Here is a 16,327-nt window from a genome sequence, read left to right as displayed (position 1 = left end):
TGGGCGACAATCGTCATCCCGACGAAGGCATGACGGACACGCGCTCGTCCGTCGTTCGTGCGAAGGCGAAACCTCTGTGAAACTCACCCCGTCATGCCGGACCTGTTCCGGCATCCACGGCGCGGCAAACGCACAAGCTGTTGCTTTGGCGGAACGGTAGATCCCGGAACAAGTCCGGAATGACGGATGGGAGGTTGCCGTCGCGACTTTCGCAAAGGTTTCGCCTTCGCTGCGATGACGCCGGTTCAGCGTGAAACATGGCAGATCGACGCCTTACGGCAGGGCGGCGATCTGGGCCTGATTGGCGCGCATCTCGTCGGTCACCAGCAGTTCCGGATCCAGCCGCGTGCCGCTGACGAACGCGTCGGTCACCACCACGGTCGTGCCCAGTTGCGTCGTCTCGAACAGCTTCTTGGCGAACCCGGCCGGCAGGCGGACGCAGCCGTGCGAGGCGGGGAAGCCGGGATTGCGACCGGCGTGCAGGGCGATCCCGTCCCAGGTCAGCCGCTGCATGAAGGGCATGGGCGCGCTGTCGTAGAGGTTCGACTTGTGGTTCTGGTTCTTCTGCAGGATTGGGTAGATGCCGGTCGGTGTCTCCTTCCCGTCCTTGCCCGTCGACACGCTCGACGCGGCGACCAGCGTCTCGCCGCGATAGACGAAGGCGCGCTGTTGCGGAATGCTGACGACCACCGTCACCGGTTCGGCGGAGCTGGCATCGTCCTTCCAGACATAGGCGTTGGGGGTCAGCGTTTCGGCCGCTTCCTCGATCGCGGCATCGCTTCCCGCCGCCGCGAATGCCGGGGCGGCCGGCACCATCGCCATCGTCGCCAGAGCAAGGAACAAGGCGCGCTTCATAACAGACCCTCTTTGTCAATACCCTTTCGATGATTTCAACGCGCCTCGTCGGATTTGGTGCCATCGCATTGTCGACGCGGCGAACCGTTAACGCGTCGCGACCAGCGGAGGTTTTGAACATGCAACCAAAGCCGATGCGGGGCGGATGTTAACCCTTTTCCGTGCTATAGAGGCCGGCACTGGGGGATCATCTTCACGATCCGGAATGTCGATGCACGAACAGCCTGCCGCGCGCAGTCGGCGCGCGCTTTTGAAGAATGGCCTGACCCTTGCCGGGGCGCTGGCGGTGCCGGGCGCGGTGCACGGGTTCACCCGTCGGCTCAGCCTGCCGATCCAGCCCCAGCCGGCCGCGCCGGCGGGCGCCGCGGTGCCGGGCCTGGTCTCCGCCAACCCGATCCGCCCGGAGCTTCTCCGGCGCGCCATGGCCGCGCTCCAGCAGCATGGCGGCCAGGTCCAGCGCGACAGGATGGCGATCGTCGATTTCGCCACCGGCTCCGCCCAGCCGCGCTTCCACTTCGTCGATCTGGTCAATGGCCGGTCGAGCGCGCTGCTCGTCGCGCACGGCAGCGGCTCCGATCCGGCGCATACCGGCTATCTGAAGCGCTTCTCCAACGATTTCGGCTCCAACGCCTCGTGCGAGGGCGCCTTTCTCACCAGCGACTATTATGTCGGCAAGCACGGCCGCTCGCAGCGGCTGATCGGGCTCGACCCCACCAACAGCAATGCGCTGGGTCGCGCGATCGTGGTCCATTCGGCCTGGTATGCGAATCCCGACATGCTGCGCACCCACGGGATGCTGGGCCGCAGCCAGGGCTGTTTCGCGGTGGGCGAGCGGGACCTCGACCAGGTGTTCGCCCGGCTGGGCCAGGGGCGGATGATCTACGCCGCCAAGGTGTGACGGTCAGGCGGTGGTGAGGGTTCCGCCCTGCACCGCCACCGGCCAGGGCGTGAGCGACTGGCCCATGCACGGCCCGCCGACGCAGGCGCCGTCCGCGATCCGGAACAGGGCGCTGTGCCAGGTGCAGGCGATCAGCCCGCCGTCCGGCGTCAGATAGTCGTCCAGCGCCTGCGCCAGCGGAAAGCCGACATGGGGACAGCGGTCGACATAGCCATGCACGGCCTCCCCCTGCCGGACGACGAAGCCGTGGAACCGGCCCGCGCGCATTTCCAGAACGAAGCCGCGCGCCTTGCCGTCCGGGATCAGGTCCAGCGGGCCGAGCGCCACCCCGGCGGGCGTGGCGTAGAGGCGCGCGACCTCGCTCACCCTCGCGCCGGTGCGATGCGCGCGCGGCACTCGCCGAAGCCGATCGGTACATAGCCCTCGGCTGCGGCATGGGCGGACAGGATCAGCTCGTCGCCATCCTCCAGAAAGCTGCGCGTCTCGCCGCCGGGAAGTGCGATCGGCGCCGTGCCGCCGCGGCTGATCTCCAACAGGCTGCCGAGCCCGTCATCCGTCGGCGCGGAGATCGTGCCGGTGCCGAGCAGGTCACCCGGCCGCAGGTCGCAGCCGTTCGACGCGTGATGGGCGACGATCTGCGCGATCGTCCAGTACATGTTCGACGCGGGACCGCGGCTGAGGCGGTGCGGCGGCGTACCCTGTGCGCGCATCGCGGCAGTGGAGAGATGGACTTCCAGCTCGATCGCCAGCGCGCCCCGCGCCTGATCCGCCGCGTCGGCCAGATAGGGCAGCGGCGCGGGGTCGCCGTCCGGCCGCGGCGGCTGGGCGATGCGGAAGGGGGCCAGCGCCTCCGCCGTCACCACCCAGGGGCTGACGCTGGTGTGGAAGTTCTTGGCAAGAAAGGGCCCGAGCGGCTGATACTCCCAGGCCTGGAAGTCGCGCGCCGACCAGTCGTTGAGGAGCGACAGGCCGACGATGTGCTCGCCCGCCTCCGCGATCGGGATCGGCTCGCCCAACGCATTGCCGCGGCCGATCCAGACGCCCAGCTCCAGCTCATAGTCGAGGCGGCGGGTGGGGCCGTAGTCGGGCGCGTCCGCCTGGGGCGGCTTGCGCTGGCCGCGCGGCCGGATCACCGGCTCGCCCGAGGGCCGGACCGACGAGGCGCGGCCGTGATAGCCGATCGGCACCCATTTGTAGTTGGGCAGCAGCGGGTTGTCCGGCCGGAACTGGCGGCCGACATTGGTCGCGTGGTGGATGCCGACATAGAAGTCGGTGTAATCGCCGATCGCCGCGGGCAGGTGGAGCGTGCAGTCGGCGGCGCGGTGCAGCGCCGGCTCGACCACATCGCGCTGCCCCTCGTCGCTCAGCAGCGCCGAGACGCGGCGGCGCAGCGCGCGCCGGTCGGCGGCGGGGAGCGCGAACAGGGGGTTGAGGGTCGCGCCGCCCAATGCGCGTGCGGGGGCATCGGGCAGCAGCGCAGCGACGGCTTGCAGGTCGAGGATCCGGTCGCCGATCGCGATGCCCGGCCGCGGCGCGCCGCCGGCTGGCGCGAAGATGCCGAGGGGCAGGTTCTGGACGGGATACTCGGCATGTCCCGCCGCGCTCTCCACCCAGCAGCGCAGGTCTGGGTCGTGGGTCTCGTCGATCATGGCAGCACGGCTTTCGGGAAATCGGACCAGACGGCATCATAGTCGAGTTGCGCATGGTCGAGCGCGTAGGATGTCGGGCGGTAGGGCCAGCAGCTTTCGATCATGAAGGCCATCGTCCCCTCGATCCGGTGCGGCTTCAGCTCCGCCTGCGACGCGGCCTGCCAGCTGGCGTGGTCGGGGCCATGTCCGGCCATCAGATTGTGCAGCGACAGCCCGCCGGGGCGAAAGCCTTCCGCCTTCGCGTCGTACGCGCCGTGGATCAGCCCCATCGCCTCCGACATCACGTTGCGGTGGAACCAGGGCGGGCGGAACGTGTCCTCCGCCACCATCCAGCGCGGCGGAAAGATCACGAAATCGGCGTTGGCGCGGCCGGGCACGTCGCTGGGGCTGGTCAGCACGGTGAAGATCGACGGATCGGGATGGTCGAACGACACGGTGTTGATCGTGTTGAAGCGCGACAGGTCGTAGCGCCACGGCGCGAGATTGCCGTGCCACGCCACCACGTCGAGCGGCGAATGGTCGAGCGTGGTCGTCCACAGCGAACCCATGAACTTCTGGATCACATCGGTGGCTGCATCGCGATCCTCGAACCAGGCGACCGGGGTCTCGAAATCGCGGGGGTTGGCCAAGCCGTTGGCGCCGATCGGGCCAAGATCGGGCAGGCGGAAGAGCGCGCCGTGATTCTCTGCGACATAGCCGCGCGCCGTCCCGTCGGGCAGCAGCGCGCGGAAGCGGACGCCGCGGGGGATCAGCGCGACCTGCCCGGGCGCGATGTCGATCCGGCCCATCTCGGTCAGCAGCGTCAGTCGCCCCGCCTGCGGCAGGAACAAGAGCTCGCCATCGGCATCGACGAAGACGCGGTTCGTCATGTCGCGATTAGCGGCATAGACGTGCACCGCGACCCCCTCCAGCTCGGCGGGATCGCGATTGGCGAGCATCGTCGTCATGCCGTCGACCAGATCGGTTCCGGGCGCCGGCTCCGCTACCGGATCCCAGCGCAGCCGGTTGGGGGCGAGCGGCGCGTCGCTCGTCCCGGGCGCGAAGCGTGGTGCGCCGTCATAGCGGGTGAAGGCGGGATGCTCGGCGGTCGGCCGCATCCGGTAGAGCCAGCTGCGCCGGTTCTCGTGCCGCGGGGCGGTGAAGGCGGTGCCGGAGAGCTGCTCGGTATAGAGGCCGAAGGCGGGCCGCTGCGGCGCATTCCGCCCGACCGGCAGCGCGCCGGGCACGGCCTCGGTCGAGACATGGTTGGCGAAGCCGGGGATGTAGTCGGTCATCTTCACCTCAAAGATCCTCCCCGGCACGGGGAGGGGGACCAGCGAAGCTGGTGGAGGGGGGTATCCACCAGCGATACCGTGTGCGGCCAGCCCCCTCCACCAGCCTGCGGCTGGTCCCCCTCCCCGCGGAGCGGGGATGATTCAGGCATCCACCTTGATGACGCCGCGCCGGATCTGGTCCAGCTCAATGCTTTCAAACAACGCCTGGAAATTCCCGTTCCCGAACCCCTGATTGCCCTTGCGCTGGATGATCTCGAAGAAGATCGGCCCGACCATATTCTCGGTGAAGATCTGGAGCAGGATGCCCTCGTCGCCGACATTGCCGTCGATCAGGATGCGGTTGCGCTTGAGCCGCTCCAGATCCTCGCCATGGCCGGGGACGCGCTTGTCGACCAGTTCGTAATAGGTCTCGATCGTGTCCTGCAGCCGCACGCCGCGGGCGCGGAGTTTCTCCACCGTGTCGTAGATATCGTCGGTGGTCAGGGCGAGGTGCTGGATGCCCTCGCCCTGATATTCGCGGATGAACTCCTCGATCTGGCTGTTGTCGTCCTGGCTCTCGTTGAGCGGGATGCGGATCGCGCCGTCGGGCGCGATCATCGCCTGGCTGAACAGGCCGGTCGCCTTGCCCTTGATGTCGAAGTATTTCTGCTCCTCGAAGCCGAACAATCGGCCGTAGAAGCTCGACCAGGTCCGCATCTCGCCGCGGCGGACATTGTGGGTGAGGTGGTCGAGCAGGTCGAGACCGACGCCATTCTCCGCCGCCGCCTGCTCCCAGCCGGGCACCTCGTTCCAGTCGGCATAGAGATCGGCGCCGGCGCGCACGAGATAGAGATAGCTGCCGCCGATCCCCTCGATCACGCACGAGCCCTCGCCCAGCGTGCCGCGTGCGGCATCGACCGCGGTCGCGCCCTCGGCGATCGCGTGGTTGTAGGCAGCGGCGGGATCGGCGACGCGAAAGGCCATGCCGCTCGCCGAGGGTCCGTGCGCGGCGCGGAAGTCGGCCGCCTGCCCGGTCGCCTCGCGGTTGAGGAGCAGGTTGATGCGCCCCTGGCGGTAGCGGGTGACGTCGCGGGCCGGATGCGTATGCGACGCGACGAAGCCCATCGCCTCGAACTGCCGCGCCAGCAGGTCGGGATCGGGCGAGGTGAACTCGCAGAACTCGAATCCGTCGAGGCCCAGCGGGTTGTCGGCCGCCGTCACCGCCCCGGGCGTCTCCATCGTCGTCACCATGGCATCCTCCAATCCGGTATCATTTGCAACTGGATCGCATGGTTGCGGAGATGGTGTCAAATGCTACCATCATGCGATGGCTTCTTCGGACGCATCCTCTTCCGAGCCGGCGCAGCTCAGGCTGGACGATTTCCTGCCCTATCGCCTGTCCTTCACCTCCAACCTCGTCAGCGACACGGTAGCGGGAACCTATATCGCGCTGTTCGACCTCCGGATCCCGGAATGGCGGCTGATCGCGGTCGTCGCCGAGGAAGAGGGTGGGATCACCCAGCAGGGCATCGGCGCGCGGACCCGGATGGACAAGGTGACGGTCAGCCGCGCCGCGATCGCGCTGGTCGAGCGCGGGCTGATGGCGCGAATGCCCCATAAGGGCGACAAGCGCTCCCACCATCTCGTGCTGACCGAGGCGGGGCGCGAGCTCTATGCGGCGGTGGCGCCCAAGGCGCTGGAACTGGAACGCCGCATCTTCGCGCGCTTCGATCCGGAGGAGCTGGCGGCGTTCACGCGCATGCTGCGCCGGATCGATGCGGCGATTTTGGACGGGGTGTGATAGTCGAAGAGTGAAGTGTCCGGCTTCGGACCCGCTTCCTTTCACCAGAAGCGCGTCATCCCAGCAAAGGCTGGGATCTCCTGGCGACGGCGCGAGGCTGGATCCGCCCGAGGCCCCAGCCTGAGCTGGGGCGACGGTTTCGGCCGAGTGGCTCGAACTTCAAGACGTCAGAACGAGGTCGACAGCTGGACGAACCAGTTGCGCGGCCGGGCGAAGATGCGTTCGGCATAGCCCAGCGTCGCCAGCGACGCGTTGCCCTGGATGAGATAGCGCTCGTCGAACAGGTTGTTGACGCCCGCGCTCACCTCGATCCCGCTGTTCAGCTTCAGGATCAGTGAGGCGTTGCCGACGAAATAGCCATTCTCCTCGATCAGCGGGATGCTGCCGGTGATGAAGGTGAACTTCGAGCTGTAATTGCCGTCGAAGCGCGGCGTCAGCGAGGTGCCGCCGCCCAGTTCGATCTTGTAGCCGATGCCGACATTGGCGGTGAGATCGGGGGTGAAGGGCAGGTCGTCGCCCGGCGCGACGGTGGCGGTGGCGCCGGGGATCTGGGTGATGCTCTTGATCTTGTCGCCGAGCACGCTGATCCCGCCGTCGAAGATCAGGCCCCAGGGCGCCCGATAGCTCGCCTCCGCCTCCAGCCCGCGGATGCGCGCCTTGCCGGCGTTGAACAGCAGCGGCACCACGCCCTGGCGGAAGATCAGTTGGATATCGTCATATTCCGCCTGGAAGGCGGCGAGGTTCAGCCGCAGCCGGCCGATATTGGTCTTCACGCCGATCTCGTAGCTCGTCACCTTCTCGTCGGCGAAGGGGACGGGCAGATTGTCGGTCGTGGCGGCGTTGTAGCGGGTGTTGAACCCGCCCGACTTGAAGCTGCGCGCCCAGGAGGCATAGGTGCTGATCGCGTCCGACCAGCGATATTGCGCGCTGGCCGAGCCGGTCAGCGCCGCGAAGTCGCGGACGAACGGCCGGTTGAAGATGAACAGCGGCCCGCCCTGCGTCGTCGCCAGCGAGGGCAGCGGATTGGGATCGGGCTGGGTCGCCGGGAAGAGGTTGAGCACCGTCCCCTGATAGTATTTGCGGTCCGAGGTGTAGCGCAGGCCGCCGGTCAGCTCGAGCCGCTCGATCGGAGTCCAGCTGACCTCGCCGAAGGCGGCGACCGAATTGGTCTTGAGCCGCGAGACTTGAAGGTCGCGGCTGCCGGGGCCGCCGCGCAGCAGCGACGAGATCACCGGGGGCGAGGGCGGGAAGGCCAGATAGACGGTGGCGCGCTCGTCGGTCACCTCGTCGAAATAATAGCCGCCCAGGATGCCGCTGACCTTGCCGAAGTCGAGCTGGAGCTGGACCTCCTGGCTGAACTGGTGCGACTTCGATCCGACATCGGTGGTGATGAGGGTGAGCGGCGTATTGTCCGCATCGCGCACGCCGCGCGACGTCGTCTCGCGATAGGCGGTGATCAGCTTGATCAGTGCCTGCTCGGTCAACCGGATGTTGGCGGTGTTGGCGAGGCCCCACACCTCCGACATGCTCATCACCGGCGCGGTGCCGCCGTTGGTGAAATCGCCCTTGGCCTGGAAGTCGTTGGCGCAGCGGGGATCGTTGATCTGCGGTACGTTGGGCGCGCCGAAGCGCGGGTCGCCGCGCACGATCGGGCTGAACGGGATGGTCGCGCCCGGACAGCCGGCGGCGACGCTGGCAATCGCCGCGACTGGCGCCTGTTCGTTGATCCCGGCGAAGACGAAGGGTGCGCCATGCTCGTCGCGGCGCGAATAGTCGCCGCGCAGGAACATGTCGAAGGCGCTCGACGGCTCCCACTTCAGCGCGCCGTTGAACGAATAGCCGTTCTCGTTGCCCAGATCGAGATTGTCGGAGGCGCGGCGGACATAGCCGTCGCGCTTGCGGAAGCCGGCGGAGACGCGCGCCGCCAGCGTCTCGCCGATCGGAATGTTGAGCGCGGTGAATCCCTCGAAGAGGTTGTAGTCGCCGACGCGCACGCGCGAGCGGGTCGACCAGACACCCAGTTCGGGCTGGCGGGTGCGAACCAGGATCGCGCCGCCGATCGTGTTGCGGCCGAACAGCGTGCCCTGCGGACCGCGCAGAACCTCCACCCCGGCGATGTCGCCGAAATCGATCGCGCCGCCGACCGCGCGGCCCAGATAGACCTCGTCCAGATAGATGCCGACACCGGGATCGACGGCCGCGGTCGGGTCGACCTGTCCCACGCCGCGGATGAACACCACCGAAGAGGCACTGTTGCCCGAGAGCTGCCCGGCGGGCTTGAACTGCAGGCTGGGCGTGACCTTTTCGAGGTCCTGGGTCTGGACGATCTGCCGGTCCTGCAGCGTTTCGGCGCTCAGCGCGGTGATCGCGATCGGCGTGTCCTGCAGGCTCTCCTCGCGGCGGCGCGCGGTGACGACGATGTCGGCGTCCTCCGGCGCTGCGCTCGCCTCCGGCGCGGCGGCGGGCGGCACGTCCTGTGCGATGGCCGGCGTGGTCAGCGTCAGAATGGCGGCGGTGCTACAGGCCAGCAGCGCGCGCACGGTCGATCGATGCCCGGTCATTCCATCCTCCCGATGTCGAAAAGGTCTTCGCCCCTTCTTTGCGACCGGATGGTAGAACTGGATCAGCTATTGTCAATAACTGTAATGGCAGAAAACTATATTAGAAGGTCAGCAGAGGCTAACTATCCGTTTGTTCAACATCTTCATCGGCGGACACGATCCGGCCCTGCCGCTCCTCGGTCAGGATCCGCCAGCCGGTCAGGAACAGCGCCGCGACCAGCGGGCCGACGACGATGCCGCTCAGGCCGATCAGGTCGATGCCGCCCAGCGTCGTCACCAGCACCAGCCAGTCGGGAATGCCGGTATCGCGCCCCACCAGGATCGGCCGGAGGATATTGTCGGCCAGTCCGATGACCAGCACGCCCGATGCGATAACCACCGCCCCCTGCCAGATCGCGCCGGTCGCGAGCAGATAGATGGCGACCGGTCCCCAGATGATCGCGGGGCCGATCGCCGGCAGCAGCGCCGCGATCGCCATCAGCACGCCCCACAGGAGCGCGGCGGGCAGGCCGACGATCCAGAAGGTGATCGCGCCGAGCGCGCCCTGCGCCAGCGCGACGAGGCCCGAGCCCTTGATGGTCGCGCGCACCACCGCAACGAACTTGGCAGTCAGTCGCTCGGCCACGGGCCGCGGCAGCGGCAGCGCGCGGATCACCGCGGGGCCGATCCGCTCCCCGTCGCGCAGCAGGAAGAAGGTGACGTAGAGCCCGACGCCGAAGGCGAGCAGGAAGGCGGCGGCATTGGCGCCGATCGACAGCGCCCGGCGCGCGAGCATGCTCGCGCTATTGCCCAGCGTCTGCGACACTTGCTCGCGCGCGCGGTCGAAACTGCCGAAGCCCGAACTGTCGACCAGATGCTGGAGCCGGGCGGGCAGGGCATCGTGGATCTGCTCGAAATAGACGGCGAAGTTGATCTGGCCGCTGCGCAGCTGGGCATAGACGCCCGCCGCCTGGTCGGCGACCAGGCTGGCGATGATAGCGGCCGGCAGGATCACCGCGACCGTGATGATCAGCAGCGTCGCCGCTGCGGCGCTGTTGCGCCGATCCGGCCAGCGGCGCAGCAGGCGCCGGAACAGCGGCTGGAACAGGATCGCCGCGAGCACCGCCCAGAGCAGCGCGCCGATAAAGCTCGAGACGATCGCGATCAGCCCGAGGGTGATGAGGGCGAGGAACAGGATCAGGCCGCCATGTTCGACCCGGTCTTTGGAAATCAGCATCGTCCGCCCGTCTCTGTCCCTGGGACGATCAGCCTTGGCACGGGGGCGGGCGCATGGCGAGCGACAACAGCCCGCCCGCCGCGGTCAGCGCCGCCAGCGCGATCAGCAGCGGGCTGAAATTCTGCGGCGTCGCCAGCCACCAGGTCAGGATCGGTCCGATCACGGCGGGAATGGTGTTGGACAGGTTGTACAGTCCCAGGTCGCGCCCCCGCCAGGCGGGGTCGGGCAGCAGCCGGAACGAGAAGCCGATATGCAGCGCGAGGAAGATCGCGGAGCCGGCGGTGTAGACGTAGAAGGCCGCGATCGCCGTCCGCCAGTCGCCGGCGGCGGCCATCACCGTCATCCCCAGCGCCGCCACCAGCCCGGCGGCGACGAGGAACAGGCGGCGCTGCTGGATCCGGTCGGACAGATGGCCGAGCAGCAGGGCGATCGGCACCGGAATGACATAGCCGATGGTCAGCAGGGTGCCGACCCGGGCCGCGAGCTCGGCCTGCGGGATCGGTCCCGACACAGACTCGAGATAATAGAAGAGATAGAGGCCCAATACGCTGCCCGCCGCCTGCACCAGCAGCCGCGCCGCGATCGCCAGCGCCAGCGCCCGGCGGCTGGCGGCGGCCTCGACGGGGGCGGGGCGCGGTTCGGGCGGCAGGGGATCGCTGCCGCGCAACAGGAAGGGCAGCATGCCCAGCGCGATCAGCACCGGCAGCAGCAGCAGCCGGGCCGCCTCCGATATCGCGGGCAGCGAGACCATCAGCGCCAGGATCGCCGCCGCGATCGGCTGCCCCAGCGAGAGCAGCCCGCCGAGCTTGCCGCGATCGGCTTCCGGCACCTCGTCGGCGAGCAGCGCAAGAAAGGGGGCGAGCACGGCGTTGAAGCTCACCTGGACCGCCACTACCCCCGCGACGATCCCCAGCGGCGTGGTCGCCGCGGTCAGCAGGGCATAGGCGAGCGTGACCGCCACCAGCCCCGCCGCGATCACCGCACGTCGGGCAATGCCGCGTGCGAGCAGCACATCGCTCAGCCAGCCGAACAGGATGTTGGCGACGCTCGCCGCGATGCCGCCGACGACCGCGCTGATCGCCAGCAGCGCGATCCGCATGTCCGGCGCCAGCCGGTCGATCCGCAGGGCGAGCAGCAGGTTGAGGAGCGGCAGCCAGCCGACTACCGTGGCGGCATTGGCGAGCCCGCAAGCAGGAAGGAGCGGGACGGCGAAGCGGCGGACCATGGCTGTGCCCCCGATGTGCCGGACGCCGCCGCCGGTGGCAAGCGCCCGTCGAGCCGCTCTAATCCTCCGCGATCGCGCTGGCGTGGCGGGTGTCGCGCATCCGCAGATAGGTGATGAGCGAGATCGCGATCATCGCCGTCACATACCAGTAGAAGCCCCGCTCCCACCCTGCGTCCTTGAAGCGGAGCGCGACATATTCGGCGCTGCCGCCGAACAGCGTGTTCGCCAAGGCATAGGGCAGGGCGACACCGAGCGCGCGGATGTGTGCGGGGAACAGCTCCGCCTTCACCACCGCGTTGATCGACGTGTAGCCGGTGACGATCACCAGCCCGCCCATGACGAGGAGGAAGGCGGTGACGGGATCGCGCGTCGTCTCCAGCGTGGCGAACAGCGGATAGGTGAGCAGCGTGCCCAGCACGCCGAAGCCGACCAGCAGCGGCTTGCGGCCGATCCGGTCGCTCAGCGCGCCGGCGACCGGCTGGAGCAGCATGAACAGGAACAGCGTGCCGCCATTGATCCGCGAGGCGACCTCGCGGCTGAAGCCGCTCGTATTCACCAGGAACTTCTGCATGTAGATCGAATAGGCGTAGAAGGCGAGCGTGCCGCCCGCGGTCAGCAGCATCACCGTGATCGCCTCGCGCGGGTGATGGCGGAACAGCGCGAACATCCCCGATGACGGCGCCGCCCCGTCCTTGCGAGCATTGGCGAAGCTCTGCGTCTCCGCAAGGCCCCGGCGGATCCAGAAGACGACGATCGCCAGCACCGCGCCGATCGCGAAGGGGATGCGCCACCCCCACGCCTCGAGCGCCGCTTCGGACAGGATCGACTGGAGCAGCAGCAGCACGCCGATCGCCACGAGCTGCCCGCCGATCAGCGTGACATATTGGAAGGACGAGAAGAAGCCGCGCCGGTTCCGGCCCGCCATTTCGGACAGATAGGTCGCGCTCGCGCCATATTCGCCGCCGACCGACAGCCCCTGGAGCAGCCGCGCCAGCACCAGGATGGCGGGCGCGACCAGGCCGACTCTCTCATAGGTCGGTGCGACCGCGATCAGCGCCGAGCCGGCGCACATCAGCGTGACCGACAGCGCCAGCCCGCTCTTGCGGCCCTTGCGATCGGCATAGATGCCCATGATCCACGCGCCGAGCGGACGCATGAGAAAGCCGACCGCGAACACCGCCGCCGCACCCAGCAACTGCGCGGTCCGGTCGCCCGAGGGGAAGAAGTGCGGCGCGAAATAGAGGGTGAAGGCCGCATAGGCATACCAGTCGTACCATTCGACCAGATTGCCCGTCGATCCGCCGACGATCGCCTTGACCCGGTCGCGCGTGGCGGGGCCGGTTTCCGCGGCGGGTGAAGCGGTCATCGCGCGATCCTGTCCTGGCCCATCGGCGCGATGCTCTACCGCACCGGGCGTCAGGGCAAGGTCAAAACCGGCGGTCAGTAGCGGACGCTGATCGTCCCCAGCACGGTGCGCGGCGCGCCGTAATAGCTCTGGTCGACATTGGCGGCGACGAGATACCTGGTGTTGGTGACGTTGCGCAGGTTCGCGCTCACCGAGATCCGATCGGTCAGCGCATAGCGGGCGAACAGGTCGAGCAGCGCATAGTCCTTCTGCCGGAACACGCCCGAGGGATTGACGATGCGGCTCTGATATTGGGCGGACGCGCCGAGCTTCAGCGCGGGCAGGGCCGGCGGGGCGTAGCTGAGGTTCAGCCGACCGGTGTTGCGCGGCACGTAGCGGCGCACGGGCTGGCCGTCCTCGCCCTCGATCCGCATCAGCGTATAGCCGCCGGTCGCCTGCAAGCCCGGCGCGATCTGGCCGCCGAAATCGAGCTCGATCCCCTCCGACTTGGCGTCGATGCCGGTGTAATAGCTGCGGCCGTTGGCGAAGCCCGCATATTCGGCGGTATTGTCCTGCCGGGTCTGGAACACGGCGACGCTGGCATTGAGCCGCCCGCCATACCAGGCGCCCTTCAGCCCCGCTTCCAGATTGTTGCCGCGGATCGGTGCGAGGATGCGGTTGTCCACGTCCGTCTCGGTCTGCGGATTGAAGATCGTGGCGTAGCTCGCATAGGCGCTGACGTTGGTCGACAGGTCCAGCACCGCACCCACGAAGGGCAGGAAGCGGGTCGCATCGAAGCGCGACGGTACGCCATAGGAATAGCCGTCGCTCTTCGCATGGGTCAGGTTCGCGCCCAGCATCAGCTTGAGCGGATCGGCGAGGTCGAGGCGGACCATGCCATAGGCGGTCTCGCGCCGCGTATGCTGGTCGAGGCTGAGCGTGTAGGTCTGCGGGAAGTTCGGCTTCGGATAGGAGCCGGCCAGGATGTCGGGCAGCAGCACCGGCACATCGACCGCGGCGTAGCTCGAATATTGCTTGTAGGTCTGCGCGCTGCGGTTGACGCCCAGCATCACCTCGTGCCGGCGCCCGAACAGGTTCAGCGGCCCCGTGGCATAGGCCTCGAGCGTCAGGTTGCGCGTCGGGGCGAGGAAGGCGCCGGGATAGGCGAGGATGCCGGTGCCCGTCGTCCGGTCCGGATTGCCGTAGACGTAGAAGAGCTCGTTGTCCTCGTTCGTCGCCCGGCGGATCGCGCTGACCCGAACGACCCAGTCGTTGCCCAGCTTGTGGGTGATGTCGCCGAAGATCTGGCGGTCGATCACGTTCCAGCTCGACCAGTCGGGCGCGACGCTCGAGGAGCGGTCGTAATCGATCCGCGTGCCGTCGCTATAGGTCAGCGGCAGGCTGCCCCACAGTGCGCCGTGGCTCTGGTGATCCTGATGGCCATAGCCCCCGCTGATCGTGGTATTCGCGCCCAGGTCCGCCTCGACGATGCCATAGCCGGTCCAGCGTCGCAGATGGTAGCGGTCGAGATGGCTGTCGCCGTCCTGATAGACGCCGACGCCGCGCGCCCGGATGCTGCCGTCGCCGGTCAGCGGCACGCTGACGTCCGCATCGAGGCGCAGCGTGTCGAACGAGCCATATTGCGCGCTGGCGCTCGCGCTGAGCTCGCGGGTCGGGCGCTTGCGGATGAAGTTGACGACCGCCGAGGGATTGCCGGTCGAGGACAGCAGCCCCGGCGCCCCGCGCAGCACCTCGATATGGTCGTAGATCGCCGTATCGATCGATCCCGTCTGGATGCCGAAGGCGAAGGGGACGCCGATCCCGTCGATCTGGAAGGTCTGGATGTCGAAGCCGCGCGCCGAATAGTAGACGCGGTCGCTTTCCACCGCCTGCACGTTGATGCCCGGCACCGTGGTCAACAGCGCGTTGATGTCGTTGAGCTGGAAGTCCTGGATCTGCGCGCGCGTCACCGTGCTGATCGACTGCGGCGTCTCGCGCAGGGTGAGCGGCAGCCGGGTCGCGGTGCTCTGGCTAGAGATGGTATAGTCCTCGCTGCCCTCGGTCCGCGTTCCCGTAACCACGATCTCCTCGCCGCGCTGGTCGACATTGGCCGCCGGAACGGCGGCGCCCTCGACGGTAGCGGCGGAGGGATCGGCAACGGCGGCGAGAAGGGCGAGAGCGATCGACATGCGGGCAAGTCCCTGAATCTGTTGTTGCGAGCCCTTTGCAATTGCTCCGAGGTAAATGCAAGTCGTTATCATTAGCTCTGGTTAGAAGCGCCGGGTGGCGCGATGACGGCTTCCCGGCTATCGGGCGGTGCATGACGACGTCCGGCCTGCTGCCCGAAGGATTCCACGATCGCCTCCCCCCCGCCGCGGACATCGCCGCCGGGGTGGAGAGGCAGGTGCTCGAGGCGGCGCGGCTGCACGGCTACGAGCGGGTCGATCCGCCGCTCGCCGAATATGCCGAGGCGCTGGCGGCGCGGCTCAAGGCGGGCGGCCTCACCAATGCGGTGCGCTTCGTCGACCCGGTCGGCCAGGCCACGCTGGCGATCCGACCCGATCTGACCGCGCAGGTCGCGCGGATCGCAGCGACCCGGATGGGGCATCATCCGCGCCCGGTGCGCCTCTCCTATGCCGGCTCGGTGCTGTCGCTCCGCGCCTCGCAGCTCGCCCCGGCCCGCGAGCGGCGGCAGGTCGGGGCCGAGCTGATCGGCCTGGATTCGGTCGCCGCGGCGACCGAGGTCGTCGGCGTCGCGGTGGAGGGGCTGACGGCGGCGGGGATCGCCGACCCGTCGATCGACTTCACCCTGCCCGATCTGGTCGACACGCTCGCAGCCGGGCCGTTGCCGGTCGCGGTCGAGGCGATCGGTTCCCTGCGCGAGCGGCTCGATGCCAAGGATGCGGGCGGGGTCGCCGCGATCGCGCCCGCCTATCTGCCGCTGGTCGAGGCGGCAGGGCCCTTTGCCGGGGCGGTCACCCGGCTGCGCGCCTTCGACACGTTCGGCGCCCTGACCAGCCGGCTCGACGCGCTGGAGGCGATCGCCGCGACTCTCCCGTCTTCGGTCGCGCTGACGCTCGACCCGACCGAGCGGCACGGCTTCGAATATCAGTCCTGGCTCGGCTTCTCGCTCTTCGCCGCGGGCGCCGCGCGCGAGCTGGGGCGGGGGGGCACCTATCTGATCGTCCACGCCGATGGCCGCGAGGAGCCCGCCACCGGCTTCTCGCTCTATGCCGAGGCGCTGGCGGCGCTCGGCGCGGGCGGGGAGCGACGGCGCCTGTTCCTGCCGTACGGCACGCCGGCGGACGTCGGCGCGCGGCTGCGCAGCGAGGGCTGGGTCACCGTCCGCGCGCTGGAACCGGGCGACTCGCCCGAGGCGCAACTGGCGACGCATGTCTGGGACGGCGCGGCGGTTCGGGCGGTGTGAGGGCTGTTCCGTTCTGGTCCATACGAATCGAACCACGCCGATGACAGCATCGCTGCCGGCCCTTTAGCGCAGGCGTCGGCGGCAATCCCGCCGCCGA

At 68.5% G+C, this 16,327-nt stretch carries 13 protein-coding genes; 3 read left to right on the top strand and 10 right to left on the bottom strand.

Annotation, left to right across the window (positions count from 1 at the left end; all coding sequences use genetic code 11):
- Positions 1-273 precede the first annotated feature (273 nt).
- Positions 274-855, bottom strand: coding sequence for a L,D-transpeptidase family protein (locus IEX18_RS09240; protein ID WP_188658453.1), 582 nt, complete (start codon positions 853-855; stop codon positions 274-276).
- A gap of 211 nt (positions 856-1,066) precedes the next feature.
- Between IEX18_RS09240 and IEX18_RS09235 the strand changes: the two genes are divergently transcribed.
- Positions 1,067-1,753, top strand: coding sequence for a murein L,D-transpeptidase catalytic domain family protein (locus IEX18_RS09235; protein ID WP_188658451.1), 687 nt, complete (start codon positions 1,067-1,069; stop codon positions 1,751-1,753).
- 3 nt (positions 1,754-1,756) lie between these two features.
- On the opposite strand, the gene IEX18_RS09230 is transcribed toward IEX18_RS09235, so the two are convergent.
- The 4 genes from IEX18_RS09230 to hppD all read right to left on the bottom strand — a co-directional run bounded on the left by IEX18_RS09230 (position 1,757) and on the right by hppD (position 5,906).
- Positions 1,757-2,119, bottom strand: a complete 363-nt coding sequence (locus tag IEX18_RS09230; RefSeq protein ID WP_188658449.1) for a Rieske (2Fe-2S) protein — start codon at positions 2,117-2,119, stop codon at positions 1,757-1,759.
- Positions 2,116-3,402, bottom strand: coding sequence for a fumarylacetoacetase (gene fahA, locus IEX18_RS09225; RefSeq protein ID WP_188658447.1), 1,287 nt, complete (start codon positions 3,400-3,402; stop codon positions 2,116-2,118). Before fahA ends, IEX18_RS09230 begins: the two co-directional genes overlap by 4 nt.
- A complete protein-coding gene (hmgA, locus tag IEX18_RS09220) occupies positions 3,399-4,676 on the bottom strand; it encodes a homogentisate 1,2-dioxygenase (protein ID WP_188658445.1) in 1,278 nt (425 codons plus the stop codon). The genes fahA and hmgA overlap by 4 nt, the downstream gene beginning before the upstream one ends.
- 141 nt (positions 4,677-4,817) lie before the next feature.
- The gene (gene hppD, locus IEX18_RS09215; RefSeq protein WP_229664470.1) at positions 4,818-5,906 is read right to left on the bottom strand and encodes a 4-hydroxyphenylpyruvate dioxygenase; all 1,089 of its coding nucleotides are present in this window, start codon (positions 5,904-5,906) and stop codon (positions 4,818-4,820) included.
- Positions 5,907-5,982: 76 nt separating this feature from the next.
- Between hppD and IEX18_RS09210 the strand changes: the two genes are divergently transcribed.
- A complete protein-coding gene (locus tag IEX18_RS09210) occupies positions 5,983-6,456 on the top strand; it encodes a MarR family winged helix-turn-helix transcriptional regulator (RefSeq protein ID WP_188658443.1) in 474 nt (157 codons plus the stop codon).
- Between the two features lie 167 nt (positions 6,457-6,623).
- Here IEX18_RS09210 and IEX18_RS09205 read toward each other — a convergent pair whose 3' ends face one another.
- The 5 genes from IEX18_RS09205 to IEX18_RS09185 form a co-directional block, all read right to left on the bottom strand.
- On the bottom strand, positions 6,624-9,017 hold the full coding sequence (locus IEX18_RS09205) for a TonB-dependent receptor (RefSeq protein WP_188658441.1): 2,394 nt from the start codon (positions 9,015-9,017) through the stop codon (positions 6,624-6,626).
- Between the two features lie 118 nt (positions 9,018-9,135).
- A complete protein-coding gene (locus IEX18_RS09200) occupies positions 9,136-10,233 on the bottom strand; it encodes an AI-2E family transporter (protein ID WP_188658439.1) in 1,098 nt (365 codons plus the stop codon).
- Between the two features lie 28 nt (positions 10,234-10,261).
- Positions 10,262-11,458 (bottom strand): MFS transporter, encoded by a 1,197-nt coding sequence (locus IEX18_RS09195; protein WP_188658438.1) that lies wholly within the window; start codon positions 11,456-11,458, stop codon positions 10,262-10,264.
- A gap of 58 nt (positions 11,459-11,516) precedes the next feature.
- On the bottom strand, positions 11,517-12,824 hold the full coding sequence (locus IEX18_RS09190; protein ID WP_188658436.1) for an MFS transporter: 1,308 nt from the start codon (positions 12,822-12,824) through the stop codon (positions 11,517-11,519).
- Between the two features lie 74 nt (positions 12,825-12,898).
- Positions 12,899-14,992, bottom strand: coding sequence for a TonB-dependent siderophore receptor (locus tag IEX18_RS09185; protein WP_188658434.1), 2,094 nt, complete (start codon positions 14,990-14,992; stop codon positions 12,899-12,901).
- A gap of 131 nt (positions 14,993-15,123) precedes the next feature.
- Here IEX18_RS09185 and IEX18_RS09180 point away from each other — a divergent pair, with 131 nt between their 5' ends.
- Complete coding sequence (locus tag IEX18_RS09180; protein WP_188658432.1) at positions 15,124-16,230, top strand: ATP phosphoribosyltransferase regulatory subunit; 1,107 nt, start codon at positions 15,124-15,126, stop codon at positions 16,228-16,230.
- The last annotated feature ends 97 nt before the right edge of the window (positions 16,231-16,327 follow it).

Origin of the sequence: Sphingomonas metalli, assembly GCF_014641735.1 — a bacterium.
In the GTDB taxonomy this organism is placed as follows: Bacteria; Pseudomonadota; Alphaproteobacteria; order Sphingomonadales; family Sphingomonadaceae; genus Sphingomonas; species Sphingomonas metalli.
This window is presented reverse-complemented; position numbering and strand designations above follow the sequence as displayed.